The organism is Baekduia alba, assembly GCF_028416635.1.
Classification (GTDB): domain Bacteria; phylum Actinomycetota; class Thermoleophilia; order Solirubrobacterales; family Solirubrobacteraceae; genus Baekduia; species Baekduia alba.
Genome location: NZ_CP114013.1, coordinates 695,005 through 719,198, shown reverse-complemented (window position 1 = coordinate 719,198; position 24,194 = coordinate 695,005). Strand labels below are relative to the sequence as shown.

The 24,194-nt window shown below is 73.2% G+C and carries 23 protein-coding genes; 14 read left to right on the top strand and 9 right to left on the bottom strand.

Annotation, left to right across the window (positions count from 1 at the left end; translation table 11 throughout):
* The first annotated feature begins 40 nt into the window (after positions 1 to 40).
* From DSM104299_RS03425 to DSM104299_RS03405, 5 genes are all read left to right on the top strand, one after another.
* Positions 41 to 550 carry a hypothetical protein gene (locus DSM104299_RS03425; protein ID WP_272475891.1) on the top strand — a complete coding sequence of 170 codons (510 nt, stop codon included), beginning with the start codon at positions 41 to 43 and terminating at the stop codon, positions 548 to 550.
* Positions 551 to 669: 119 nt separating this feature from the next.
* A complete protein-coding gene (locus DSM104299_RS03420) occupies positions 670 to 1,812 on the top strand; it encodes a substrate-binding domain-containing protein (RefSeq protein WP_272475890.1) in 1,143 nt (380 codons plus the stop codon).
* A gap of 122 nt (positions 1,813 to 1,934) precedes the next feature.
* The gene (locus tag DSM104299_RS03415) at positions 1,935 to 2,597 is read left to right on the top strand and encodes a GntR family transcriptional regulator (protein WP_272475889.1); all 663 of its coding nucleotides are present in this window, start codon (positions 1,935 to 1,937) and stop codon (positions 2,595 to 2,597) included.
* Positions 2,594 to 3,631: an SIS domain-containing protein gene (locus DSM104299_RS03410; RefSeq protein ID WP_272475888.1), complete on the top strand. Its 1,038-nt coding sequence runs from the start codon at positions 2,594 to 2,596 to the stop codon at positions 3,629 to 3,631. The genes DSM104299_RS03415 and DSM104299_RS03410 overlap by 4 nt, the downstream gene beginning before the upstream one ends.
* 567 nt (positions 3,632 to 4,198) lie before the next feature.
* On the top strand, positions 4,199 to 4,411 hold the full coding sequence (locus DSM104299_RS03405) for a hypothetical protein (protein ID WP_272475887.1): 213 nt from the start codon (positions 4,199 to 4,201) through the stop codon (positions 4,409 to 4,411).
* 173 nt (positions 4,412 to 4,584) lie between these two features.
* Here the strand turns inward: DSM104299_RS03405 and nagA are convergent, their stop codons facing one another.
* From nagA to DSM104299_RS03385, 4 genes are all read right to left on the bottom strand, one after another.
* Positions 4,585 to 5,715, bottom strand: coding sequence for an N-acetylglucosamine-6-phosphate deacetylase (gene nagA, locus DSM104299_RS03400; protein WP_272475886.1), 1,131 nt, complete (start codon positions 5,713 to 5,715; stop codon positions 4,585 to 4,587).
* Positions 5,716 to 5,805: 90 nt separating this feature from the next.
* Positions 5,806 to 6,264, bottom strand: coding sequence for a peptidylprolyl isomerase (locus tag DSM104299_RS03395; RefSeq protein ID WP_272475885.1), 459 nt, complete (start codon positions 6,262 to 6,264; stop codon positions 5,806 to 5,808).
* A 304-nt stretch (positions 6,265 to 6,568) separates the two neighbouring features.
* Positions 6,569 to 7,621, bottom strand: coding sequence for a hypothetical protein (locus tag DSM104299_RS03390; protein WP_272475884.1), 1,053 nt, complete (start codon positions 7,619 to 7,621; stop codon positions 6,569 to 6,571).
* A 58-nt stretch (positions 7,622 to 7,679) separates the two neighbouring features.
* Entirely contained in the window at positions 7,680 to 9,101 is a 1,422-nt protein-coding gene (locus DSM104299_RS03385) for a DEAD/DEAH box helicase (protein ID WP_272475883.1), read from the bottom strand.
* An 80-nt stretch (positions 9,102 to 9,181) separates the two neighbouring features.
* Here DSM104299_RS03385 and DSM104299_RS03380 point away from each other — a divergent pair, with 80 nt between their 5' ends.
* Positions 9,182 to 11,974 carry a helix-turn-helix transcriptional regulator gene (locus DSM104299_RS03380; protein WP_272475882.1) on the top strand — a complete coding sequence of 931 codons (2,793 nt, stop codon included), beginning with the start codon at positions 9,182 to 9,184 and terminating at the stop codon, positions 11,972 to 11,974.
* Here the strand turns inward: DSM104299_RS03380 and DSM104299_RS03375 are convergent.
* Both DSM104299_RS03375 and DSM104299_RS03370 read right to left on the bottom strand, forming a co-directional pair.
* Positions 11,934 to 12,602: a cytidylate kinase-like family protein gene (locus tag DSM104299_RS03375; protein WP_272475881.1), complete on the bottom strand. Its 669-nt coding sequence runs from the start codon at positions 12,600 to 12,602 to the stop codon at positions 11,934 to 11,936. The two genes, DSM104299_RS03380 and DSM104299_RS03375, sit on opposite strands and share 41 nt — an antisense overlap.
* Positions 12,603 to 12,625: 23 nt before the next feature.
* On the bottom strand, positions 12,626 to 13,594 hold the full coding sequence (locus DSM104299_RS03370; protein WP_272475880.1) for a quinone oxidoreductase family protein: 969 nt from the start codon (positions 13,592 to 13,594) through the stop codon (positions 12,626 to 12,628).
* A 44-nt stretch (positions 13,595 to 13,638) separates the two neighbouring features.
* On the opposite strand from DSM104299_RS03370, the gene DSM104299_RS03365 reads away from it, so the two are divergent.
* Positions 13,639 to 14,574, top strand: a complete 936-nt coding sequence (locus tag DSM104299_RS03365; protein WP_272475879.1) for a PfkB family carbohydrate kinase — start codon at positions 13,639 to 13,641, stop codon at positions 14,572 to 14,574.
* Here DSM104299_RS03365 and DSM104299_RS03360 read toward each other — a convergent pair.
* Positions 14,564 to 15,568, bottom strand: a complete 1,005-nt coding sequence (locus DSM104299_RS03360) for a nitronate monooxygenase (RefSeq protein WP_272475878.1) — start codon at positions 15,566 to 15,568, stop codon at positions 14,564 to 14,566. The genes DSM104299_RS03365 and DSM104299_RS03360 overlap by 11 nt on opposite strands.
* Positions 15,569 to 15,743: 175 nt before the next feature.
* Between DSM104299_RS03360 and DSM104299_RS03355 the strand changes: the two genes are divergently transcribed.
* Together DSM104299_RS03355 and DSM104299_RS03350 are read left to right on the top strand one after the other, a co-directional pair.
* Complete coding sequence (locus DSM104299_RS03355) at positions 15,744 to 17,117, top strand: S8 family peptidase (RefSeq protein ID WP_272475877.1); 1,374 nt, start codon at positions 15,744 to 15,746, stop codon at positions 17,115 to 17,117.
* A 74-nt stretch (positions 17,118 to 17,191) separates the two neighbouring features.
* Positions 17,192 to 17,467 carry a hypothetical protein gene (locus DSM104299_RS03350; RefSeq protein ID WP_272475876.1) on the top strand — a complete coding sequence of 92 codons (276 nt, stop codon included), beginning with the start codon at positions 17,192 to 17,194 and terminating at the stop codon, positions 17,465 to 17,467.
* Here DSM104299_RS03350 and ilvD read toward each other — a convergent pair.
* Positions 17,464 to 19,356 (bottom strand): dihydroxy-acid dehydratase, encoded by a 1,893-nt coding sequence (ilvD, locus tag DSM104299_RS03345; protein ID WP_272475875.1) that lies wholly within the window; start codon positions 19,354 to 19,356, stop codon positions 17,464 to 17,466. The genes DSM104299_RS03350 and ilvD overlap by 4 nt on opposite strands.
* A 51-nt stretch (positions 19,357 to 19,407) precedes the next feature.
* Between ilvD and DSM104299_RS03340 the strand changes: the two genes are divergently transcribed.
* From DSM104299_RS03340 to DSM104299_RS03320, 5 genes are all read left to right on the top strand, one after another.
* Positions 19,408 to 19,638, top strand: a complete 231-nt coding sequence (locus DSM104299_RS03340) for a hypothetical protein (RefSeq protein WP_272475874.1) — start codon at positions 19,408 to 19,410, stop codon at positions 19,636 to 19,638.
* 11 nt (positions 19,639 to 19,649) lie between these two features.
* Complete coding sequence (locus DSM104299_RS03335; protein ID WP_272475873.1) at positions 19,650 to 20,009, top strand: hypothetical protein; 360 nt, start codon at positions 19,650 to 19,652, stop codon at positions 20,007 to 20,009.
* Positions 20,010 to 20,100: 91 nt separating this feature from the next.
* Positions 20,101 to 21,432: a citrate synthase gene (locus DSM104299_RS03330; protein WP_272475872.1), complete on the top strand. Its 1,332-nt coding sequence runs from the start codon at positions 20,101 to 20,103 to the stop codon at positions 21,430 to 21,432.
* An 87-nt stretch (positions 21,433 to 21,519) separates the two neighbouring features.
* On the top strand, positions 21,520 to 22,029 hold the full coding sequence (locus DSM104299_RS03325) for a GNAT family N-acetyltransferase (protein WP_272475871.1): 510 nt from the start codon (positions 21,520 to 21,522) through the stop codon (positions 22,027 to 22,029).
* A 380-nt stretch (positions 22,030 to 22,409) separates the two neighbouring features.
* Positions 22,410 to 23,273, top strand: coding sequence for an aldo/keto reductase (locus DSM104299_RS03320; protein ID WP_272475870.1), 864 nt, complete (start codon positions 22,410 to 22,412; stop codon positions 23,271 to 23,273).
* Here the strand turns inward: DSM104299_RS03320 and DSM104299_RS03315 are convergent.
* On the bottom strand, positions 23,270 to 24,133 hold the full coding sequence (locus tag DSM104299_RS03315; protein ID WP_272475869.1) for a hypothetical protein: 864 nt from the start codon (positions 24,131 to 24,133) through the stop codon (positions 23,270 to 23,272). The genes DSM104299_RS03320 and DSM104299_RS03315 overlap by 4 nt on opposite strands.
* Positions 24,134 to 24,194: the final 61 nt, after the last annotated feature.

Below are 24,194 nucleotides of genomic sequence, written 5' to 3'. Positions count from 1 at the left end.
TCACCTTCGGCGCGTCACAATCGTTGGGGTCGATGTCGTGATGCCCCGCAATCTCCTCTGCTTCATCACCGGTGCCGTCGTGGCGCTCGCCGTGGTGCTGCTGGTCCGCTCGGACGACGGTGGCGACGCCGGCGCGCGCCCGAGCGCGGCGCGCACGACCGCCACCTCGCCGGAGAGCGCGGCGCCGATGCGGTCGGTGACGCTGCACGGGCACCATCGCTCGCCGGGCGGGCACCGCAGGGCGCCGGTCGCGGCGGCGTCGTCGCCGGTGGCCGCGCCGCCGGCCGCGGCCGCTGCCGCGGCGAGCGCGCAGCGGCAGCACGCGCCCACGCCGCCGGCCAAGCCGTCGCCGCGCGACACCGGCACGGTGCCCTCCGAGGCGACCGACACGACCGGCGCGCCGCCACCGACCGAGACGCAGCCGACCGCGCCCGCGCCGGGCACGGGCACCGGCACGACCGGCGACGCCGGGACCGCGACCGGCACCGCGGACGCGCCGGTGACGATCCCCAACCCGGCGACGCCCGACAGCTCGGTGGGCACGCCGTAGCCGCGCGCTCGGCCGACCGGCGCCACCGCGCCTCCAACTGGTGTAGTCCACTTCCGCTTGCTGGTCTAGACCACCGGTGCTAGGCTCGCCCGGCACGTACCTTTTGCCGAGGAGGAGAGATGTTCCCGAAGTTCAGCCCACGAGCGGGCGCCGGTGTCCTGCTGGTGACCGCGCTCGCCGCCGTCGGCGCCGGCTGCGGCTCCGACGACGACAACGGCGGCACCACGTCGAACGCCAGCACCGCGGCCGCCTCGTCCAGCGCCGACAAGGGCGGCAAGATCGCCTTCCTGCTGCCCGAGAACAAGACCGCGCGCTACGAGAACCAGGACAAGCCGTTCTTCATCGCCAAGGTGAAGGAGCTGTGCCCCAAGTGCGAGGTCATCTACGAGAACGCGACCCAGGACGCCGCCAAGCAGCAGCAGCAGGCTGAGGCCGCGCTGACGCAGGGCGCCAAGGTCCTCGTCCTCGACGCCGTCGACGTCGCCTCGGCCGCGGCGATCGTCAACCGCGCCAAGCAGCAGAAGGTCCCCGTCGTCAGCTACGGTCGACTCGTCTCCAACGCGCCGCTGGACTACTACGTGTCGATCGATCCGTTCAAGGTGGGCCAGCAGCAGGCGCAGGAGCAGCTGAAGGCCCTCAAGGCCGCCGGCAAGGCCAACCCGAGCATCCTGATGATCAACGGCTCCCCGACCGACTCGAACTCCGCCCCGTACAAGAAGGGCGCCGAGCAGGTCTACAAGCAGGCCGGGGCCAAGATCGTCAAGTCCTACGACACGCCCGACTGGTCACCCGACAAGGCCCAGCAGGAGATGGAGCAGTCCATCACCTCGCTCGGCAAGACCGGCTTCGACGGCGTCTACGTCGCCAACGACGGCATGGCCGGCGGCGCGATCGCCGCGATGAAGTCGGCGGGCATGGACCCGGCCAAGTTCTACGTGACGGGCCAGGACGCCGAGGTGACGGGCGTGCAGCGCATCCTCAAGGGCGAGCAGCTGGAGACCGTCTACCAGCCGCTGAAGATCATCGCGAGCAAGTCGGCCGAGATCGCCGTGCCGCTCGCGCAGGGCAAGCCGGTCCCCGCGGGCATCGCGACCGCGAAGACCGACAACGGCGCGGGCCAGGTCCCGTCGGTGCTCGTCCCGACCCTCTCGGTCGACAAGAGCAACGTCAACGACACGGTGGTCAAGGACGGGTTCCTGAAGCCCGCCGACATCTGCACCGCCGCCTACGCCAGCGCCTGCAAGGACGCCGGCATCCAGTGACCGCGCGCGACGGGCAGACCGCAGACTCTCCGCGCCGGCGCGCAGCCGCCGGCGCGGAGCTGCCGCGCAAGCTGTCCCGTCGCAGCCCGAAGGGCGAGCAGCTCAGGTCCATCCTGGAGGACTTGATCGACGCCCTGAAGCCGGGCGATCCCCTCCCCTCCGAGCGCGAGCTGGCCGAGCGCTACGACGTCGCGCGGATGACCGTGCGCGCCGAGATCACCCGGCTCGCGGCGGAGGGGCTGGTGGAGCGCGTGCAGGGCCGCGGCACGTTCGTCGCAGAGGCCCGCGTCGCGCAGGCCGCCGCGCTGTCGTCGTTCACGGAGGACATGCGCGCGCGGGGGCTCAAGCCTGGGTCGCAGGTGCTCGGCCAGGGCACGGTGCCGGCCGACGACCTCGTCTCGCGCCGCCTGGGGATCGACGTCGGCACACCCGTCGTGCGCGTCCGCCGCGTGCGCACCGCCGACGGCGAGCCGATGGCGCTCGAGGAGGCCTTCCTGCCCGCCGACCGGTTCGGCGAGATGGCCGACGAGGATCTCGAGGGCGCCTCGTTGTTCACGGTGTTGGAGGAGCGCTTCGGCGCGCGCTTCCCGGAGGCCGACCAGCGCGTCGTCGCGGTCGAGATCGTCGGCGAGGACGCCAACCTCCTGCGCGTCGCGCCTGGCCGCGCGGGCCTGAAGTTCCACACCATCTTGATCGACGCCGACGACCGGCCGCTGGCCTACGCGTGGTCGCTCTTCCGCGGCGACCGCTACGAGATCCGGCTGCGCCAGGAGCGCCGCGCGTGACCGCGGCCGGCGCGCAGATGACCGCGGAGATGGCCGAGCAGCCGCGGGTCCTCGCGGCGCTGGCCGCGCGGCGCGACGAGCTGACCGCGCACGTGCGCGACGCCGTGCCGGCGGGCCCGACCGGGATCGTCCTGGTCGCGCGCGGCTCGTCCGACAACGCCGCGGTCTTCGGCCGCTACGTGCTGGAGCTCGCGACGCGCCGCCCGGTCGCGCTGGCCGCGCCGTCGCTGGTCACGCGCTACGGCGTGCAGGACCGCCTGGACGGCTGGCTGGCCGTCGGCGTCTCGCAGTCCGGCCGGACGCCGGAGATCGTCTCGGTCCTCGAGTCCTTCGGCGCCGCGGGCGCGACCACCGTCGCGATCACCAACGACCGCGACAGCGCGCTCGCGCGCGTCGCCGCCGCGACGATCGACACGGCCGCCGGGGCCGAGAAGGCCGTCCCGGCGACCAAGACCGTGACCGCGCAGTTCGCGGCGTTCGCGCTGTTGGCCGAGGCGCTGAGCGGCGGCAGCGAGCTGCCCTGGAGCGCCGACGCGTGGGCCGCGCTGCCCGACGCGGTGGAAGCGATCCTCGCCGACGACGCGCCCGCCCGCGCGGCGGCCGAGGTCGTCGGGGACGCCCAGGGCCTCGTCGCCATCGCCCGCGGCCTGCTGCTCGGCGCCGCGCTGGAGGCCGCGCTGAAGTTGAAGGAGATGACCGGCATCCTCGCCGAGGGCGCGTCGGCCGCCGACTTCCTGCACGGCCCGATCGCGGTCGTGCGGCGCGAGCTGCCGGTCCTGACGCTCGCCGCCGGCGGCCCCGCGGCCGCCGACGTGGCCGAGTTCGCCGACGCCGCCCGCGCCCGCGGCGGCCGGGTCCTGACGATCGCCCCCGACGCGTCCGCCGACCTCCCGATCCCCACCTCGATCCCCGACGGCCTCGCCGCGATCACCGCGACCGTCCGCGCCCAGCAGCTCGCCCGCGAGGTCTCCCTCCTGCGCGGCATCGACCCGGACAGCCCCTTCGGGCTGTCGAAGGTCACCGAGACGCACTAGACGCGGCCTCCGAAGAGGTATCGTCCATGGCTCGTTTTCGCCCTTCTTCTCCTGTAGTCCATTCCCCACGCTTCGACCGACGACCCCAGAGGTCTCGCGAAGCGCTGCGCGCGAACCGCTGATTCGCCGCTTCGGCGAAGGGATTTGGGATTCGGCGAAGACGTGACCAGGCAGGATGCCGTCTTCAGACAAGGAGGTCCCTGTGACCGCTCTCTCGCACATGCGAGCCAACCTCCGGGGCCCTCCCGCCCCCCTGTCTTTCCCGCGAACCTATGATCGAACAGGGCTGAGGTCAGCCCTGCCCTTCCTTGAGCTCCCTGTTGCCGCATCGCCTACGACGATGCGGCGGCAAGGGGCGCTACCAACCCGCTGACCCTTCGGGGTCGGCGGGCGGCTCAGGCCGCCGCCCCTCGCGCCGGGACGCCTCCCGGCAGCGCCCCCAAGTGCGACTAACCAACGCACGCTTCGAGGGGGCACGAGGTCAAGGAAGGATCGATCATGCACAACGACGGACCAGACGCCAGTCGCGGGAGGACTTCGAGCGCGCCCCCGCGCTTCGTGGGGCTCGTGCTCGCCCTGATCAGCCTCGCGGAGGTCGCCGGCGTCTTCATGACGACACCGGTGCGCCACCGCACAGTGAAGCAGGCGTGCAACTGCCAGCTGATCAACGTGAGCCACTGGCGCGTTCGCTGCCTCACCGACGGATGCAGCTACGACGAGTGCACCATCAAGTCGCTGACGGCCTTCGCGCTCAAGGTGACGCACAACAGGCTGGGCTGATCTGAAAGGTCGCGGTCCCGGGCAGCCAGCCCGGGTCGCGGCCGGCTTCTCTTTTTTATCTGAGATACCGAGTAAACAGTAACACTGTGCATAGGCGCCGCGATCGCGACCCGGGCCCACGCTGCCGCTGGGCCGGCGACGTCAGCCGCGACGATGCGGGCCGCAGGATCGCGCTAGGCGATCGCCACGAACTGCTCGGCGCCCTCGACGAGCGTCCGCACGACGGCCAGGTCGTCGTCCAACACGGTGATGTTGGCCCGGGCGCCGGTGCGCAGGATGCCGAGCTCGGGGTCGCCGAGGAGGCGGGCGGGAGCGGCGGTCGCTGCCCAGATCGCCTCGGCGAGCGTCGCGCCGCAGCCGTGGAGGTTGCGGACGGCGGCGTCCATCGTGAGGACCGAGCCGGCGAGCGTGCCGTCGGAGAGCTCGGCCGACGCGCCGTGGACGGCGACCTCGCGGCGGCCCAGGCGGTAGGTGCCGTCGCCCTGGCCGGCGGCCTCCATCGCGTCGGTCACGAGCGAGAAGCGCTCGCGCGCGGTCAGGAACGCGGCGTACGCGGCCTCCGGCGCGAGGTGGACGTGGTCGACGATCGCCTGCACGGTCACGCCGGGGCGCACGAGCGCGGCGCCGCCGACGCCGGGGTCCCGCGGCGCCCAGCGGCGGTGGGCGTTGTAGAGGTGGGTGATCGCGCGGGCGCCGCGGTCGAACGCGGCGTTGGCGGTGGCCGCGTCGGCGTCGGTGTGGCCGCAGGAGACGACGATGCCGCGGGCGGTCAGCGCGCTCACGAGGTCCAGGCCGCCGGGCAGCTCGGGCGCGAGCGTCATCATCCGCACCGGGCCGCGGTCGCACAGGCCGAGCGCCTCGTCGACGTCGGGCGTGCGCAGCTGCTCGGGGTCGTGCGCGCCCGGCCAGCGCGGCGACAGGTACGGGCCTTCGAGGTGGACGCCGAGGACGCGCGCGCCGATCCCGGCCAGCTCGTCGGACGCCGCGGCGCCGACCGCGCGCAGCGCGTCGTCGTAGTCGCCCAGCGGCGAGGTGATGAACGTCGGCAGGTAGCCCGTGACGCCCGTGGCCGCCAGCGCGGCGCCGGCCGCGCGGTAGCCGTCCAGGTCGGTCGACAGGAAGTCGACGCCGACCAGGCCGTTGATGTGGAGGTCGAGGAAGCCCGGGACCGCGATCCCCGACCCGCCGCCCGGCGCCGGCGACGCGCCGACCTCCAGCACGCGCCCATCCGCGACGACGACGTCGCCGGGGACGAGCTCGCCGTCGACCAGCGCGGCGCGCACGCCCAGTCGCGAAGCACTCAAGGAGACAGACGGAAGGCCGGACATGTGGTCTAGACCACTATACCCATGGTCCGGCCTTCCCTCGCGAAGGAGCCGCTCGCGCGGACCCCGCTACTCCGTGATGGTGAGGGACTCGATCGTGACGTCCTCGGCGGGCTTGTCGCGGGCGTCGGTGGGCTTGGCCTCGATCTTGTCGACGACGTCCAGGCCCTCGGTGATCTGGCCGAAGACCGTGTGCTTGCCGTCGAGCCACGGCGCCTCGCCGGTCGTGACGAGGAAGAACTGCGAGCCGTTGGTGTTCGGGCCGGCGTTGGCCATGGCCAGGGCGCCGCGCACGATCTTGTGCTGGTTGAACTCGTCCTCGAACGTGTAGCCCGGGCCACCGGTGCCGGTGCCCTCCGGGCAGCCGCCCTGGATCATGAAGTCGCGGATGACGCGATGGAAGATCAGGCCGTCGTAGAAGCCGTCACCGGCGAGCTTCTTGAAGTTCGCGACGGTCTTCGGCGCGTCCGCGTCGAAGAGCTCGATCGTGATCGGCCCCTCGCTGGTGGTCATCGTGGCGGTAGACATGGGCTGAGCCTAGCGAGCGTCGAACACCCCAGCGGGACCGGTGGGACTTGACGAACGGCACGGGTACGAGATGACGATCGATGGCGAGGCGCGCGTCGGGCGCGGCTGGTCCCCCCCGACACCCGAGCTCGTCGGTGACGCTGGGCGCGCTCGAACCGTCGGGGACCGCAGCGACGTCACCGTGCTAGCCGGTTCTGCGGCCCGGATCGTCGTGGCTGACGTCGCCCTCCCAGCGTCAGCGGGCGCCAGCCCGTGAAGCGGGTCGGCGACCGTCAGGCGCGGCGAGGCGGCCCGCAGAAGCGAGCTAGCCCAGGATCTTCAGCTCGGAGATGCGGACGGTCGAGCCGTCCGTCGGCGGCGCCGTGAACCAGAGGAGCACGTGGCGGTACTTGGAGGTGCCCGATCCGAGCGACACGATCTCCTTGCCGTCGGTGTCGGTGCCGACGCCGGTGACGTCCTTGAGGTGCGCCCAGCGGGTGTCGAGGACGTCGGGCGGCAGGTCGGTCTCGTCGGTGGCGTAGATCTCGATCTTGAAGCCCGGCGTCTTGGTCGTCACGTCGACCTCGCGGACGCCGCGCTTCTCGCCGAGGTCGACGGTCAGGCCGGCGCCGATCTGCTGGCTGCCCGGGGCGACGGTGACCGGGAACGAGGTGCCCGGGTCGCCGTCCAGCGCCTTGGTCGGGTCGCCGGCGGCGGTGTCGCGCTTGAAGGGGTCGTAGAGCGCCGCGGCGGACGCGTCGAGCTTGATCGCGACCGGCTCGGTCTCGGCCGGCGTCGTGGACGTCCGCGTGTCGGCGGTCGTGTCCTTGCCCGTGCCCTTGCTGCTGCTGTCGTCGCCGGTCGCGGTGCCGGACGAGGACCCGGTGGACGACGGCGTCGGGGTCGGGGTCGGCGTCGCGGGCGTGTCGCTGGCGGGCGGCGAGGACGACGCGGCGGGCGGCGGCGTCGTGTCCGTGGTCGCGTCCGGCGGCAGCGTCGACGACGGCGCGGCGGCGGAAGGATCGGGGGTCGGCGCGGGCGCGGCGGCCGTCGGCGCGGGCGCCGGCGCGGGGGCCTGCGCGAGCTGCGTCGGCGTCGTGCCCGTCGCGGTGCCGTCGTTGAGCGCGGCGTAGGACGCGGCGACGGCGCCGCCGACCAGCACGGTGGTCAGCGCGAGGACCGTCGCGGCGGCGCGCTTGCCCGGCAGCGTCACGCGGCGCGAGGCCTGGGCCTCGCCGCAGTTCAGGCACCAGTCCTGACCGGGCTCGACCGGCGCCTGGCACTTCGGACACACGGCGGTGGCCGGCGCCGCCTCGGGGGGCGCCTCGCCCTCGGGCGCGTCCGTCTTCGTCTCGGTGTCCTTGAGCAGCAGCGTCATCTACAGGTCCTCACCATACCCCGAACGGCTTTCGGGGCACTTAGGTTGCGGTCCTTGCTCAGGTTCGTGCGAGCTCGACGCGCAGCGGGCGCCCGCCGAGCGAGCTGCCGTCGACCGCGGCCACGATCCGCTCGGCCTCGCTGTCGGGCACCGAGAACAGCGTGAAGCGCTCCAGCAGGCGCACGTCGCGCACCGCCTCGCCGTCCAGCCCGGCCGCGCTGGTCACCGCGTGGATGACGTCGGCGACCTCGAGGCCGTCGGCGCTGCCGCCGCTGGCCAGCACGCGCCGGTACTCCTCGGCGCCGTTGCGCGAGAGCTGCGGCTTGGTGTGGCGCTTCGGCTTCTCCTCGAGCTTGGCGGGCACGGCGTGCGCACCCGGCGCCCAGGGCTTGAGCTCCATGCCGACGTGCTTCTCGATCGCCTGCAGCTCCTTCTGCTGCTTGGGCTCGACGAAGGTGATGGCCCGCCCGCTGCGGCCGACGCGGCCAGTTCGGCCGATGCGGTGCACGTAGACGTCAGGCGACGTCGGGACGTCGAAGTTCACGACGTGCGTGACGGTCGAGATGTCCAGGCCGCGCGCGGCGACGTCGGTCGCCACCAGGATCGGCACGCGGCCGCCCTTGAACGACAGCATCACGCCGTCGCGCTGGCCCTGCGACATGTCGCCGTGCAGCGCCTTGACGTTCATGCCCTTGTCGCGCAGCTTCTTGTACAGCTGGTCGGCGCGGATCTTCGTGCGCGTGAAGACGATCGCCTGGTCGGGCCGCTCCTTGCCCAGGACGTCGACGAGCGCCTCGGGCTTGTCGGCCGTCTTGACCTCGAGCCGGAACTGCTCGACGGTGTCGACGGTCAGGTTCGCCGACTTCACCTTCACCGTCTGCGGGTGGTAGAGGTAGCGGTCGGCCAGCTCGCGGATCGGCGGCGGCATCGTCGCGCTGAACAGCGCGGTCTGGCGGCCGTTGGGGCAGAGCTTGAGGATCTTCTCGACGTCCTCGAGGAAGCCGAGGTCGAGCATCTCGTCGGCCTCGTCGAGGACGACGAAGCGGCAGTCGCTGAGGTGCAGCGACGCGCGGCTGAGGAGGTCGAGCACGCGCCCGACGGTCCCGACGACGACGTGGCCGCCGGCGCGCAGCTGCGCCTGCTGGCTGCGGATCGGCGCGCCGCCGAAGACGGCGACGACGTCGACGCCCTTGCGCGCGCCGTACGTGCGCAGCGCCTGCGTCACCTGGATGCAGAGCTCACGCGTCGGGGTCAGGACGAGCGCCTGGACCTCGCCGACGGTGGGATCGACGTGCTCGACGATCGGCAGGCCGAAGGCGGCCGTCTTGCCGGATCCGGTCTGGGCCTGGCCGATGATGTCCTCGCCCTGGAGGAGGATCGGGATGGCCTGCTCCTGGATCGGGCTGGGCTGCTCGTAGCCGACGTCTTGCAGTGCTTGGAGGGTCGGCTCACTCAGGCCGAGGTCCGCGAAGGCGGTCATGTACCCCAAGAGGGTAGTGCGCCGTGGCATGATTGGGCTGCGCCGGCAGGATGCCGGGCCCGTCACCCCTCCGAACCACCTTGCTTCTCGGCCGCCAGCGCGAGCTCGCGCACATCGAAGACCTGCTGACCGCGGCGCAGGATGGGACCAGCGCCGCGCTCCTGTTGCGAGGCGAGCCGGGCATCGGGAAGTCGGCGCTGCTGCGCGCCACGCTGGACCAGGCGACCGCGCTCGGCTACGGCGTCCTGCGCACGCGCGGCTTCGAGTCGGAGTCCGACATCCCGTTCGCCGGCCTGCTCGAGCTGCTCACGCCGCTGCTGCCGCTGCGCGACCGGATCCCCGAGGTCCAGGCGCGCGCGCTGGGCAGCGCGCTGGCGCTGGAGCCGCCCACGCCGTTCGACCGCTTCGCCGTCCCGGCCGGGATGCTCTCGCTCCTGGCCGCCGCCGCGGAGGACAAGCCCTACGTCGTCCTGGCCGACGACGTCCACTGGCTCGACGACGCGTCGCGCGAGGCGCTGATCTTCGTCGGGCGCCGGCTCGGCGCCGAGGGCGTCGTGCTGCTCTGCGCGTCGCGCGAGGTGCGCGAGGTCGTCGACGCCTTCGCGGGCGTCGACCAGCTCGCGGCCGCGCCGCTGGACGACGGCGACGCCGCCGAGCTCCTGCGCCGCGAGTCCAAGCACCGCGTCTCCGACGCGGTCGCCGCCGACCTCGTCGCCACCGCGCACGGCAACCCGCTCGCGCTGACCGAGATCCCGCGCGCGTTGAGCGCCGAGCAGCTCGCCGGCCGCGAGCCGCTGGCCGGCCCGGTGGCCGCGGGCGACCGGATCGAGGAGGCCTTCGCCCGCCAGCTCGCCGACCTACCGCCCGAGACGCGCGAGGCGCTGCTCGTCGCCGCGGCGATGCAGACCGGCCGCCACGACCTCTTCGTCGCGGCGTTGGAGGCGCGCGGGCTGGCGGCCGCCGCGCTGGACCCGGCGATCAGCGCCGAGCTGATCGCGATCGACGGGCGCGTCGACTTCTTCCACCCGCTGCTGCGCTCGGCGGTCTACCACGCGGCCGATCCGGTGCAGCGCCGCTCGGTCCACGCCACGCTCGCCGATGTCGCGACCGCGCCCGCCCGCCGCGCCTGGCACCTGGCCGCGGCGGCCGACGCGCCCGACGAGGAGGTCGCGGCGGCGCTGGAGCTCGCGGCGTCCGAGGCGCGGGCCCGCGGCGGCGTGGCGGCCGGCGCCCGCGCCTACGAGCGCGCAGCCAACCTGTCCACCGACGACGAGGCGCGGGCGCGCCGGCTGCTGGAGGCCGCCAGCGACTTCGCCCAGGTCGGCCAGGCCGACCACGCGCTGGCGCTGGTCGACCTCGCGCAGGACCTGATCCCCGGCAGCGCGCTGGTGACCGAGATCGTCCGCGTGCGCGGCCGCGTCGAGATGCGCCGCGGCGCGCCGGTCACCGCGCACGACCTCCTGGTCGCCGAGGCCGAGCGCATCCAGGACGAGGACCCCGGGGCGGCAGCGTCGCTGCTCGTCGAGGCCGCGGTCGCCCACATGATGACCGGCGACATGGAGGCCTTGATCGCCGCCGGCGACCGCGCGCGAGCGCTGCTGGCCGGGCGGGACGACATCTCCGACCCGGTCGTCGAGGTGCTGTCCGGCGTCCTGGTCGGCGAGGCGCACGCCGCGCTGGGCCACGAGGACGAGGCCGACGCGCTGCTGGATCCGGCGATGCCGTTCCTGACCAGCGAGTACGTGCTGACGATGCCGTCCGAGCTCGTGGGCATGGCCGGCCAGTGCGCCATCTGGTACGAGCGCTGGGACCGCGCCACCGGCGTCCTCGACCACCTTGTAGGCCTTGCCCGCGAGGCCAGCGCGATCAACCACATCATCTACCCGCTGGCCGCGCACGCGATCCTGGACTTCCGCCGCGGCTACTGGGCGGCGTCGCTGGCCGACGCGTCCGAGGCGGCGCGGCTGGCGCGCGAGACGAACCTCCAGCCGTTGTTGACGTTCTCGCTCGCGGTGCTCGCACACGTCGAGGCCGCGATGGGCCGCCGCGACGACGCGCGCGCCCACGGCCGCGAGTCCGTGCAGATCGCCGAGCTGCTCAACGGGCCGGCGATCGCGGTCTACGGGCTCAACGCCATGGCCTTGGACGCGCTCGGCGCCGGCGAGGTCGAGGCCGCGACCGAGCTGTACGACCGCGTCCACCGCTTCACGCAGAAGCTCCACACGCAGCGCGGGGTCGTGCAGTACGGCGCCGATCGCGTCGAGGCGCTGGCCCGGCTGGGCCGCACCGACGACGCGTTCCAGGCGCTGGAGGAGTTCGCCGATCGCCTCGGCGGCGGGCGCTGGGCGCTCGGCGCGCTGGCCCGCTGCCGCGGGATCCTGGCCGACAAGACCGCCGAGCACCACTTCCAGACCGCGCTCAGCCACCACGAGCACGACGGCCAGCCGTTCGAGAAGGCCCGCACGCAGCTGGCCTACGGCGAGCGCCTGCGGCGCGACCGCCGGCGCGCCGACGCGCGCGAGCAGCTGTCCGCGGCGCTCGACGCCTTCGAGCGGCTCGGCGCGGCGCCGTGGGCCGACCGCGCCCGCGTCGAGATGCGCGCCACCGGCGGCGCGGCGGCCGGGGGCGACGCCGCCGAGAAGGAGGCCGTGGCGGCCGCCGGCCTCGAGGAGCTGACGGCGCACGAGCTCCAGATCGCGCGCCTGGTCGCCTACGGCATGACCAACCGCGAGGTCGCGGCGAAGCTGTTCCTCTCACCGAAGACCATCGAGTACCACCTGTCGCAGATCTACCGGAAGCTCGACCTGCGCTCGCGCACGCAGCTCGCGTCGCTCATGGCCCAGGAGCTGCCGGAGCCGTCGAAGGCGGCATAGCCGACGCGGTGCAGGCGGCCGCGATCACCTCGACGCACACGTCGAGCTCCAGCCGCGTGGAGTCGAGGACCAAGTCGTACAGCTCGAGGTCGCGCGCGTCGCAGCGGTAATAGCGCCGGACGTAGGCCTCGCGGGCCCGGTCGGTCTTCCTCATCCGGCGCTGCGCGGTCTCCCGGTCGACGGACTCGATGCGCATCGCCTGCTCGATCCGGGCCGGCGTCGGCCCGTCGAGGCGGACGTGCAGTGCGCGCGGGTCGCGGGCCAGGACCACGGCGCCGGCGCGGCCCAGGACGACGGCGCGGCCGGTGGCGGCGGCCAGCTCCTGGATCGCCTGCTCGGCCGCCTCGTGGTGCGAGCTGCGCTTGAGCAGGTCGGGGTCGACGTCGCCGTAGTACTCGCCGATCGGCGCGAGGTGGGCGAGGACGCGGTCCAGGCCGCGCTCGACGTCCTCGTCGAGCTTCTCGGCGGCGGAGTGCGAGATCCCGAGCGCGTCGGCGATCCGGGCGGGCACGGCGCGGTCGACGAACGGGACGCCGAGGCGCTCGGCCAGCGCGGGGCCGACGACGCTGCCGCCGGCGCCGTAGGAGGCGGAGATCGTGACGAGCGTGATGTCGGCCGGCGTCGCCATGGGTCGGGGTGCCCGGGGCGGGGCTACCCGCTGGGGTCCAGAAGCAACTTGCCGCGCGTCCGGCGGGCGCTGAGATCCTCCTGCGCGCGCCGCGCGTCGCTCAACGGGTAGGTCTCGCCGACGACCGCGCGGACGTCGCCGGCCGCCGCGAGCGCGAACAGCTCGGCCAGGGGCGCACGTAGGTGCTCCGGGCGCTCCAGGTAGTGGAAGAGCCAGAAGCCGACGATCGCCTGCGAGCGCTTGAGCAGCCGGCCGGTGCGGACCTCGTTCTGCTCGCGCGACGAGATCCCGTAGACGACCAACCGCCCCATGTCGGCCATCGCGCGCAGCGCGACGTCGAACAGCGGGCCGCCGGCCATCTCCAGGACGACGTCGACCTCGCGGCCGTCGTTGGCGCCGATGATCCGGTTGCGCAGCAGCTCGGGGTCGCTCGCGTCACCGTCGATCGCGGCGTCGGCGCCGAGCTCCAGGCACAGGTCGCGCTTCTCGGGCGACGACGCGGTCGCGATCACGCGCCCGGCGCCGAGCGGCTTGGCCAGCTGCACGGCGAGCGAGCCGACCCCGCCCGCGCCGCTGACGACCAGGACCGACTCCGATCCTTCGCCGCTCAGCCGGGCGCAGGTCCGGTACAGGTGCCACGCGGTGAGGCCCTGGAGGAGCAGCGCGAGCGCCGTGCCGTCGTCCAGGCGGTCCGGGATCGGGAAGACGCGGTCGGCGGGCGCGAGCGCGTACTCGGCGTAGCCGCCGTGGCCGACCAGCGCCACCACGCGCTCGCCGGTGTCGGTCCGGACGCCCGCGACCTCGGAGCCCGGGATCAGCGGCAGCGCCTGCTTCTGGACGTACTCGTCCTCGCGCTGGTGGGTGTCGGCGAAGTTCAGCCCGGCGCGGCTGACCCGGATCAGGACCTGGCCCTCGGTCGGCTCCGGAACCGGCAGCTCGACCAGCTCCAGGACCTCGGGGCCGCCGAACTCCACCTGCTGGATCGCGCGCATCGCGCGGCAATCTACCTCGGCGCATGGGTACCCTCCCCCGCCGTATGAGCCTCACTGTCGTCGGATCCATCGCCTACGACGCCGTCAAGACGCCCTTCGGGGAGCGCGAGCGGATGCTCGGCGGCGCCGCCACCCACTTCGCCCTCGCGGCCTCGTTCTTCGACGAGGTGCGCCCGGTCGGGCCCGTCGGCGAGGACTTCGACGAGGAGTCGCTCGCCTCGCTGCGCACGCGCGGCACGGTGACCGACGACGTCGAGGTCGTCCCCGGCGGCAAGACGTTCTTCTGGAAGGGCGTCTACTCCGACAACCTCAACCAGCGCGACACGCTGGTCACCGACCTCAACGTCTTCGAGTCGTTCGAGCCGAAGCTGTCGCACGCCTCGCAGGACGCCGACGTCCTGTTCCTGGCCAACATCCAGCCCGACCTCCAGCTCCACGTGCGCGACCAGTGCACGAAGGCGCGCTTCGTCGCGATGGACTCGATGAACCTCTGGATCGAGATCGCCAACGCGTCGCTGAAGAAGGTCATCGGGACCGTCGACTGCCTGATCCTCAACGACGAGGAGCTCGAGCAGCTGACCGAGAAGCCGACGCTCCAGCAGGCCGCCCGGGAGATCTTGTCCTGGGGCCCGAAGGCCGTCGTCGCCAAGCTCGGCAAGTACGGCGCCGCGCTCTTCACGGCCGACGACTTCTTCGCGCTGCCCGCCTACCCGCTGAGCGAGGTCATCGACCCGACCGGCGCCGGCGACACCTTCGCCGGCGGCTTCGTCGGCTACGTCGCCGCGCACCCCGACGAGGAGATCGACCACACGTTGCTGTCCCGCGCGATGGCCTACGGCACCGCGCTGGCGTCCTACAACGTCGAGGAGTTCGGCACCGAGCGCGTCGAGCGCCTCACCGCCGACGAGATCCAGCAGCGCGTCGCCGACCTCCAGCGCATGACGGCCTTCACGGTCGACCCGGTCGCGCTCAGGGCGTAAGCCGGGCGACGACCTCGGCGGCGGGGAGCGCGCGGGCGAGGGCGTGGGCCTCGCCGGCCCAGAGGTTGATGAGGTCGGCGTCGCCGGAGGTGCGCGCGTGCGCGCGGAGGGGCGCCGTGATGTGGTGGATCTCGGGGTAGGCGATCGGCGCGGCGGCCGTCTGCTCGCGCTGGAGGCGGTTGACGATCCCGCGGGCCAGGCGGCCGGAGAAGGCGCGGGTCAGGCCGGTGACGTTGTTGGGGTCCTCGATCGCCGCGCGGTGCGCGGCCGACGTCCCGGCCTCCGGGCAGAGCATGAAGCCGGTGCCGACCTGCGCGGCGCGCGCGCCCGCGGCGAGCACGGCCGCGACGCCCGCGGCCGTCGCGATCCCGCCGGTCGCGACCAGCGGCAGGTCCACGGCGTCACGCACCAGGGCCAACAACGACAACAACCCGTAGTCCACGCGGTCGTCGCGGTCGACGAACGCGCCGCGGTGGCCGCCGGCCTCCGCGCCCTGGACCACGAGCGCGTCGGCGCCCGCCGCCGCGGCCTCGCGCGCCTCGTCGGGGTCGGTCACCGTCACCCACACCGCGCTGCCGGCGGCCTGGAGCGCCGCGACCGCCTCCGGCGCCGGGCAGCCGAACGTGAACGACACCGCGGCGACGGGTTCACGCGCCAGCAACGCGAGCTTCGCGGCGTAATCGTCGTCGTCGAAGCGCGGCGTCCCGAGCCCGACGCCGGCCCGCTCCGCCTCGGGCTCCAGCCGCGCGGCGTAGGCCGCGACCACCGCGGGATCGGCAGGCGCCCCGCTGGGCGCGAACACGTTGACCGCGATCGGCCCGTCGGTCAGACCGCGGGTGGCCGCGAGGTCGTGCGCGAGCCCGTCGGCGGTCTTGTAGCCCGCGGCGACGACCCCGAGCCCGCCGGCGTTGGCGACCGCCGCGGCCAGCTCCGGCGTCGACGGCCCACCGGCCATCGGGGCCTGCGCGATCGGCACTGCGAGCGTGTCCAGCATCGTCCGCCGATCTTATAGGCCTTGAGCGAACGCGTCGCCCTCTGGACATATGGCGAGCGGCCCGATCGGACGTCCGGCCAACCGTGTGCGCGGGCCGGGCGCGGCGGCCGACCCAGGGAGTGTCCGCGCCGCCACGGAAGGCCGCGGACGGACTTCACGCCGGCACGGAGGCCGGATGCCGCTGCTCGTTCCCCGCGCACTCGCCCTGCTCACCACATCCACGCTCGCCGCCCTGGCGCTGGCCCCCGTCGCGGGTGCGTCGGCCGCCGGGATCGGCGCGCCGGATGGGTTGGCGGGCCGGCCGGACCACACCGTCACCCGCGCCGCCCCGCTCGCCCGCACGCTCGGCCACGGCGTCAAGGCCCACACCGCGCAGGCCGCGGCGTCCGACCCGCGCGCCGCCGAGCAGTGGGCGCTGGACGGCGACCTGCCGATGGGCGTCGAGACCGCCTGGCGCCAGACCACCGGGGCCGACGTGACCGTCGCGATCGTCGACTCCGGCATCGACCTCGGCCACCCCGACCTCGTCCCGAACCTGTGGACGAACCCGGGCGAGATCCCGGGCAACGGCGTCGACGACGACGGCAACGGCTACGTCGACGACGTCCACGGCTACGACTTCGTCGAGAACGACGGCACGCCGCAGGACGGCAACGGCCACGGCACGCACGTCGCCGGCATCGTCGCCGCGCGCGGCGGCAACGGGATCGGCACCGCGGGCGTCGCCTGGCGCGCCAAGCTGATGGCGGTCCGCGTCCTGGACGCCGCCGCCCGCGGCACCACGGCCGGCGTGGCGTCGGGCATCCGCTACGCCGTCGACAACGGCGCGCGCATCGTCAACCTCAGCCTCGCCGGGCCGTCCTCGACGCCGGACCTCGAGGGCGCGATCCAGTACGCGCAGGCCCGCGGCGTCCTGGTCGTGGTCGCCGCCGGCAACGACGGCGCCGACCTCGCGGCCGCCCCGACCTACCCGGCCGCCTACGGCGAGGACAACGTGCTCGGCGTCGCGGCGACCACGCGCGCCGGCGGCCTGTCGAGCGTGTCGGACTACGGCCCCGGCGCCGACGTCGCCGCGCCCGGCGAGGAGATCCTCTCCACCGCGCTGGGCGGCGGCTACGAGTGGCGCACCGGCACGTCGATGGCCGCGCCGCAGGTCACCGGCGCGCTCGTGCTGCTCGCCGCCGCGCGCCCGGACCTCGACGCCAACGGCCTGCGCAACGCGCTCCTGGCCGGCGTCCGCCACAGCGGCCTGCCGGTGCAGGACGGCGCGATCGACGCCGGCGCCGCGCTGCGCACCGTGATCCCGGCCGGCGCCTGGAAGAACCCGCCGGCCGAGGCGCTGTCGACCTACGCCGCGACCGCGGCGCCGAAGTCCAAGGCGAAGAAGACCAGCAAGGCCATCAAGAAGAAGAGCAAGAAGCTCTCGGCCGCCGCCAGGAAGAAGCGCGCCGCGGCCGCCCGCAAGAAGGCCAAGGCGCGCGCCCACGCCAAGGCCAAGGCCCGCGCGAAGGCCAAGGCCAAGGCCCGCGCGCGGTCCCGCCGGCGCTAGCCGCGACGACGCGCGAACAACCGGGCGCACGAAAACCCCTGCGCGACCCGCCGCGCGGGTAGCGTTGTCTCACCATGACTTGGGGCCTGATCTGGCTGATGCTGGTGCTCAAGATCCCGCTCGCCGCCCTGCTCTACCTCGTGTGGTGGGCGGTGCATCAGGACACCGAGCCCGACGTCGGCTCCGACGGCGGTGACGGGGGCACGAAGGTGTACCCCCACGACGGCGGCCGCCGTCCCGCTCCCCCGCGCCTCCCGCGCCACCGCGGCCCGCACGGCTCGCCGGTGCCATCGGCCCCGCCGCGGACGCGCACGACGATCGTCGCGCGCGCCAGGCGCGTCGCGCGCTAGGCCGGCTCGACCGAGCGCGTCGCCGCGTCCTGCAGCGCCTCGATGCGCGAGACGTCGCGGACCGCGCCCTTGTCGGCCGACGTCGCCATCGCCGCGTAGGCGCGCAGCGCGGGCGTCACCTGGCGCGGGCGGTCCGCGGCCGGCCTGTAGCCCGTCGTGGCCTCCAGGCGCGCCCGGCGGTCCTCGAGCTCGGCGTCGGTGACGGCGAGGTCGAGCGTGCGGTTCGGGATGTCGATGTGCACCGTGTCGCCGTCCTCGATCAGCGCGATCGCGCCGCCGGACGCCGCCTCGGGCGAGATGTGACCGATCGACAGGCCCGAGGTGCCGCCGCTGAAGCGCCCGTCGGTGATCAGCGCGCACTCGGCGCCGAGGCCGCGGCCCTTCAGGTAGCTCGTCGGGTACAGCATCTCCTGCATGCCCGGGCCGCCGCGCGGGCCCTCGTAGCGGATGACCACCACGTCGCCCGGCTTGATCCGGTCGCCGAGGATCGCCTCGACCGCGGCCTCCTGGGACTCGACCACGACGGCCGGGCCCGAGAACGTCCAGATCGACTCGTCGACGCCGGCCGTCTTGACGACGCAGCCGTCGACCGCGACGTTCCCGTACAGGATCGCCAGGCCGCCGTCCCTGGTGTAGGCGTGCTCGACGTCGCGGATGCAGCCCTCGGCCGCGTCGACGTCCAGCGTGTCCCAGCGCTCGGACTGCGAGAACGCCTCGGCCGAGCGCCGGCAACCGGGCGCGGCGTGGAAGAGCTCGATCGCCTCGTCCGACGCGTCGCCGCCGCGGACGTCCCACGTCGCCAGCCACCCGCTCAGCGTCCCGGCGTGGACCGCGGTGACGCCGTCGTGGAGCAGGCCGCCGCGGTGCAGCTCGCCGAGGATCGCGGGGATGCCGCCGGCGCGGTGGACGTCCTCCATCAGGTACGTGCCGTTGGGCGCGACCTTGCAGACGCACGGCACGCGGCGCGAGATCGCGTCGATGTCGCCCATCGTGAAGTCGATGCCCGCCTCCTGGGCGGCGGCGAGCAGATGCAGCACGGTGTTGGTCGAGCCGCCCATCGCGACGTCGAGCGTCATCGCGTTCTCGAACGCGTCGCGCGTGGCGATCGCGCGCGGCAGGACCGTCGCGTCGTCGCCGTCGTAGTACCTGGTGCACAGCTCGACCGCCGTGCGCCCGGCGGCCTCGTAGAGCTCCCGGCGCGCGGTGTGCGTCGCCAGCGTCGAGCCGTTGCCCGGCAGCGCCAGGCCCAGCGCCTCGGTCAGGCAGTTCATCGAGTTGGCCGTGAACATGCCCGAGCAGGAGCCGCACGTCGGGCACGCGGCCTCCTCGATGCGGGCGAGGTCGTCGTCGGAGACCGTGTCGGCCACGGCGTCGGCGATCGCGGTGACGAGGTTCAGGCCCTTGCGGACCGTCCCGTCCACGAGCGTCGCCTGGCCGCCCTCCATCGGGCCGCCGGAGACGAAGACCGTCGGGATGTTCAGCCGCAGCGCGGCGTTGAGCATCCCCGGCGTGATCTTGTCGCAGTTGGAGATGCAGACCATGGCGTCGGCGCAGTGCGCGTTGACCATGTACTCGACCGAGTCGGCGATCAGGTCGCGCGACGGCAGCGAGTAGAGCATGCCGTCGTGGCCCATCGCGATGCCGTCGTCGACCGCGATCGTGTTGAACTCGCGGGCGATGCCGCCGGCCGCGTGGATGGCGTCGGAGACGACCCGGCCGACCGGGCTGAGGTGCGTGTGCCCGGGGACGAACTGCGTGTAGCTGTTGGCGATCGCGATGATCGGCTTGCGCCCGATGTCCTCGCGTTCTACGCCGGCCGCCCGCAGGAGCGAGCGAGCGCCCGCCATGTTCCGTCCGTGCGTGACCGTGCGAGAACGCAGATGGGGCATGCCCAAACAGTACCTCGCACACGCGGGCGCCACCTCGGATAAGGTCGCGCCATGCACGCGCTGATCGGGTTGGTGCTGGCCGCGGAAGAGGGCGTCGAGGAGTCCTCGAAGACCGCGTTCTACATCTGCGGCGGACTCCTCGCCGTGTGGGCCGTGGTGCTCTCCGGCATCGGGATGGCGTCCGCCACCTTCCCGGCGACCGTCGGCGCCAAGCGGGGCGTCATCGCCTTGACCGCGCTCTTCGTGGCCGCCGCGATGGCGACCGCGGTCATCACCGCGTAGCGTTCTCGCGCGTGACGGACCTCGAGGACGACGGCCACGCGATCAGCTACCAGGTGCTGCGGCGCGGGACGACCGTGCGCAGCGCCGACGGCGTCGAGCTCGGCACGGTCCGCCGCGCCCACGAGGCCAAGCGCGAGCACATCTTCGACGGCATCGACGTCGACACGCCGGACGGCCTGCGCTTCCTGGACGCGCCGGAGGTCGCCCGGATCGCCGAGCGGTTCGTGACGACCACGTTCCCGGCGGCCGAGAAGGCCGCGCACCTGGTCGACCGCGGGTCGCGGATCGCCCGCGTCCTCGGCAACACCACCACGGCGCGCCGGGCCAAGCGGGCGGGCGAGCGGGCCCGCGACCGCTGGGACCGTCGCTGAGCCGAGCGCCGGGGCGTCGAGTGGGTCCCCGAGGGCGCGCGGACACTAGTATGCAGAGACGATCCCCTTACCCGAGAGAGGGCACCCGATCGTGAGCGAGACGCAGACGCAGGACGGCGGCGCCGTAGCCGCCTCCGGCAACGACACCCTGACCGTCACCGACAACCGGACCGGTCAGACCTACGAGGTTCCGATCACCGACGGAACCGTGCGCGCCATGGACTTCCGTCAGATGAAGACCTCTGACGACGACTTCGGCCTGATGACCTACGACCCGGCGTTCACCAACACCGCGTCGTGTCGTTCGGCCATCACCTACCTGGACGGCGAGAACGGCGTCCTCGAGTACCGCGGGTATCCGATCGAGCAGCTGGCCGAGAAGTCCACCTACCTCGAGGTCGCCTACCTGCTCGTCTACGGCGAGCTGCCCACGCAGCCGCAGCTGGACCAGTGGAAGCACGACATCACCGTCCACACGTTCGTGCACGAGAACGTGAAGGAGTTCGTCGGCGGCTTCCGCCACGACGCGCACCCGATGGGCATGTTGGTGGGGTCGGTCGGCGCGCTGTCGACCTTCTACAAGGACGCCAACGAGATCAGCGATCCCGAGAACCGGATGATCCAGACGATCCGGCTCATCGCCAAGATGCCGACGCTGGCGGCCTTCGCCTACCGCCACATCATGGGGCAGCCCTACTACTACCCGGACAACGATCTGGAGTACCCGGGCAACTTCCTCAGCATGATGTACAAGATGACCGAGCTGAAGTACGAGCCGGACCCCCGGCTCGAGCGCGCGCTCGACGTCCTGTTCATCCTGCACGCCGACCACGAGCAGAACTGCTCGACCAACGCGGTCCGCGCGGTCGGCTCCTCGCAGGTCGACCCGTACTCCGCGGTCGCCGCCGGCGTCGCCGCCCTCTACGGCCCGCTGCACGGCGGTGCCAACGAGGCGGTCCTGCGGATGCTCAAGCGCATCGGCAACAAGGAGAACATCCCGGACTTCATGCAGGGCGTGAAGGACGGCAACGAGCGCCTGATGGGCTTCGGCCACCGCGTCTACAAGAACTACGACCCGCGGGCCAAGATCATCAAGGCGGCCGCGAACGACGTGTTCGAGGTCACCGGCGTCAACCCGCTGCTCGACATCGCGCTCGAGGTCGAGAAGATCGCCCTCGAGGACGAGTACTTCGTCCAGCGCAAGCTGTACCCGAACGTCGACTTCTACTCGGGGTTGATCTACGAGGCGCTCGGCCTCCCGATGGACATGTTCCCCGTCATGTTCGCCATCCCGCGCACGAGCGGCTGGATCGCCCAGTGGCTGGAGATGGTGCAGGACAAGGAGCAGAAGATCGCGCGCCCGCGCCAGATCTACACGGGCGAGCGCACCCGCGATTACGTCGGGATCGGCGACCGCGAGTAGTCCTTCGTCTGGCGGCCGGTGGCGCGCGCGAGCGTGCGTGACCGGCCGCACAGACTTGCGGTGGGTGCGGCCTAGCATGTCCGTTGCATGACGCTACGCCCCTCAGCCGCAGTGCCCGAGCTCCTCGTCCGCCGCATCAGGCCGGCGGACAAGGACGCGCTGGTCGCCGGCCTCGGGCGCCTGTCCGAGCGGTCGGTCTACCAGCGGTTCCTGTCGCCGAAGCCGCGGCTGTCGGCGAGCGAGCTGACGTACCTGACCGAGGTCGACTTCGTCGACCACCACGCCCTGGTCGCCGTTTTGGCCCAGGCGCCCGACGTCGTCGTCGGCGTCGGTCGCTGGGTGCGCGACGGCGACGCTCCGGGCGACGCGGAGATCGCCATCGTGATCGCCGACGACCTTCAGGGCCGCGGCGTTGGGACGGCGCTGGGCCGCGCGCTGGCCGACGCGGCGCGGGAGCGCGGCGTGCAGCGCTTCACGGCCTCGATGCTGCCGACCAACCAGGCCGCGCACCGGCTCTTCGCGAAGATCTCCTCGCAGCTGTCGTTCACGCGCGAGCGCGGCGTGGACGAGATGGTCGCGCCGCTCGTCGCCGCGTAGGCTTCGCGGCCTGCCGTCGTCGCCGTTCACCATCGTCCTGCGCCGCCGCGGAAAGCCCGAGAAGCGCGGCTTCGCGACGCTGGCCGAGGCCGTCGACGCGCTGGAGACGGAGCTGCGCGCGGATGCCACGCAGCTGCGCCGGGCGCCGCGGGTCGAGCGCGCGCTGGGGCGCGACTACGAGCCGGCGCAGCAGGTCGCGGTCCGCGGCGAGCTGCGCGGTCCGGGGCGGCTGCGCGCGGGCGTCGACGTCCGCGGCGACGGCTCGACGGAGGCGTTCGTCGGCGTCGTGCACCGCCGGTTGATCGAGGTGCGCGACCGCGAGGACGCCTGGTCGGCGCTGCGGCGCGAGGTCGGGCTCCCGGCGCGCTAGCGTCGAGCGCATGGCCTCGATCTCCGCAGCGGCGTCCGGCACCTTCAAGATCGGCGGCGACCTCGAGGTGACGCGCCTCGGGTACGGGGCGATGCGCATCGTCGGGGACGGCGTCTGGGGGCCGGCGCAGGACCACGACAAGGTGCTCGAGGTGCTGCGGCGGCTGCCCGAGCTGGGCGTCGACTTCATCGACACGGCCGACTCCTACGGGCCGTACTTCAGCGAGGACTACATCGCCGAGGCGCTGGCGCCGTACGCCGCGAACGGGACGACGGTCGCGACCAAGGGCGGCTTCACCCGGCACGGGCCGGGCGTCTGGAAGGAGGTCGGCCGGTGGGAGTACCTGCGCCAGTGCGCGCTGACGTCGCTGCGCCGGCTGAAGGTCGACGTGATCGACCTGTACCAGTTGCACCGCATCGACCCGCGCACCTCGCACGAGGAGCAGTTCGGCGAGTTGAAGGCCTTGCAGGACGACGGCGTGGTCCGGCACCTCGGGCTCAGCGAGGTCAGCGTCGACGAGATCAAGGCGGCCCAGGAGGTCTTCACGGTCACGACCGTGCAGAACCTGTACAACCTGACCAATCGCCAGTCCGAGGACGTGCTCGCCTACTGCGAGGAGCAGGGCATCGGGTTCATCCCGTGGTTCCCGCTGGCGGCCGGCGAGCTGGCCAAGCCCGGCGGCGCCGTGGACGCGATCGCGCGGGCCCACGACGCGACGGCCGGCCAGGTCGCGCTCGCGTGGCTGCTGGCCAAGTCCCCCGTGATGCTGCCGATCCCGGGCACGAGCTCGGTCGCGCACCTGGAGGAGAACGTGGCGGCGGCGGAGCTGACGCTGAGCGACGAGGAGCTGGCGACGCTGGAGGCGGCGGGCTAGAGCCTGTTGTAGGCCTTGAGGGTGCTCAGCGCGGAGAGGGTGACCATGCCGCGCCACTCCCAGGCCACCGCGGGGTTCCAGGCGGCCCAGCCGAAGTCCCAGCCGCCGTCGGGCTTCTGGGCGTTGGCAAGCTCGTCGAGCTCGCGCTCGACGAGCGCGTCCGGGAACAGCCGGCGGCCGGCGTGGTCGGGGCGCGGCGCGACCTCGAGCGCGCCGAGCGCCTCGCCTTCCACGCCCGCCTCGACCTTGAGCACGCCGTCGGCCGGCATGCGATCCCGGAAGACCTCGATCTCCGCGTCGGCTCGCGCCCGGTCGGGGACGGCGTCGAGGAAGTGCATCGTGTACCGGAAGGCATAGGGGTCGCTCAGCTTCAGGTCGGCGATCGCACCCCAGATGTACGCGGTGGCCGGGCCGAGCCAGGGATGGTCGAGGCCGAGCCGGTAGGCGACCGACGCGACGCCCGCGGTCATCAGCAGCGACGACGGCGGATCGGGCTGCGGCGCCCACCACGGCGCGTGCGCGTAGCCCTCGGCGGTGTGCAGCACGAACGGGATGCCGCCGTCGTCGTTGGTGACGGTGGTCAGCCAGTCGAGCGCGCCGTCGGTGAGCGCCTTCGGCGCCTGGCCCGGGATCTCCTCGAGGACCTCGAAGGCGTAGAGGACCGCCGACGGCTGGCTGGCCGGCGTCCGGAGGTCGGGCTCCATGAAGCCGAAGCCGCCGTCGGCGTTCCTGTAGGCCTCGACGGCACGCAGGACCGCGGCGGCATCGGGCGCGCCGCCGTAGCGGTGCTCGAAGCGTCGCCGTTCGAGCAGGCGGCCGTGGGTGTGGACGAACTGCGCGGCGGCGTCGAGATCGGGCATGGCACGGAGCCTGGCGCATCAGGCGCGGCGCCGCCTTGAACGGATCGGCCATCCGCGCGGC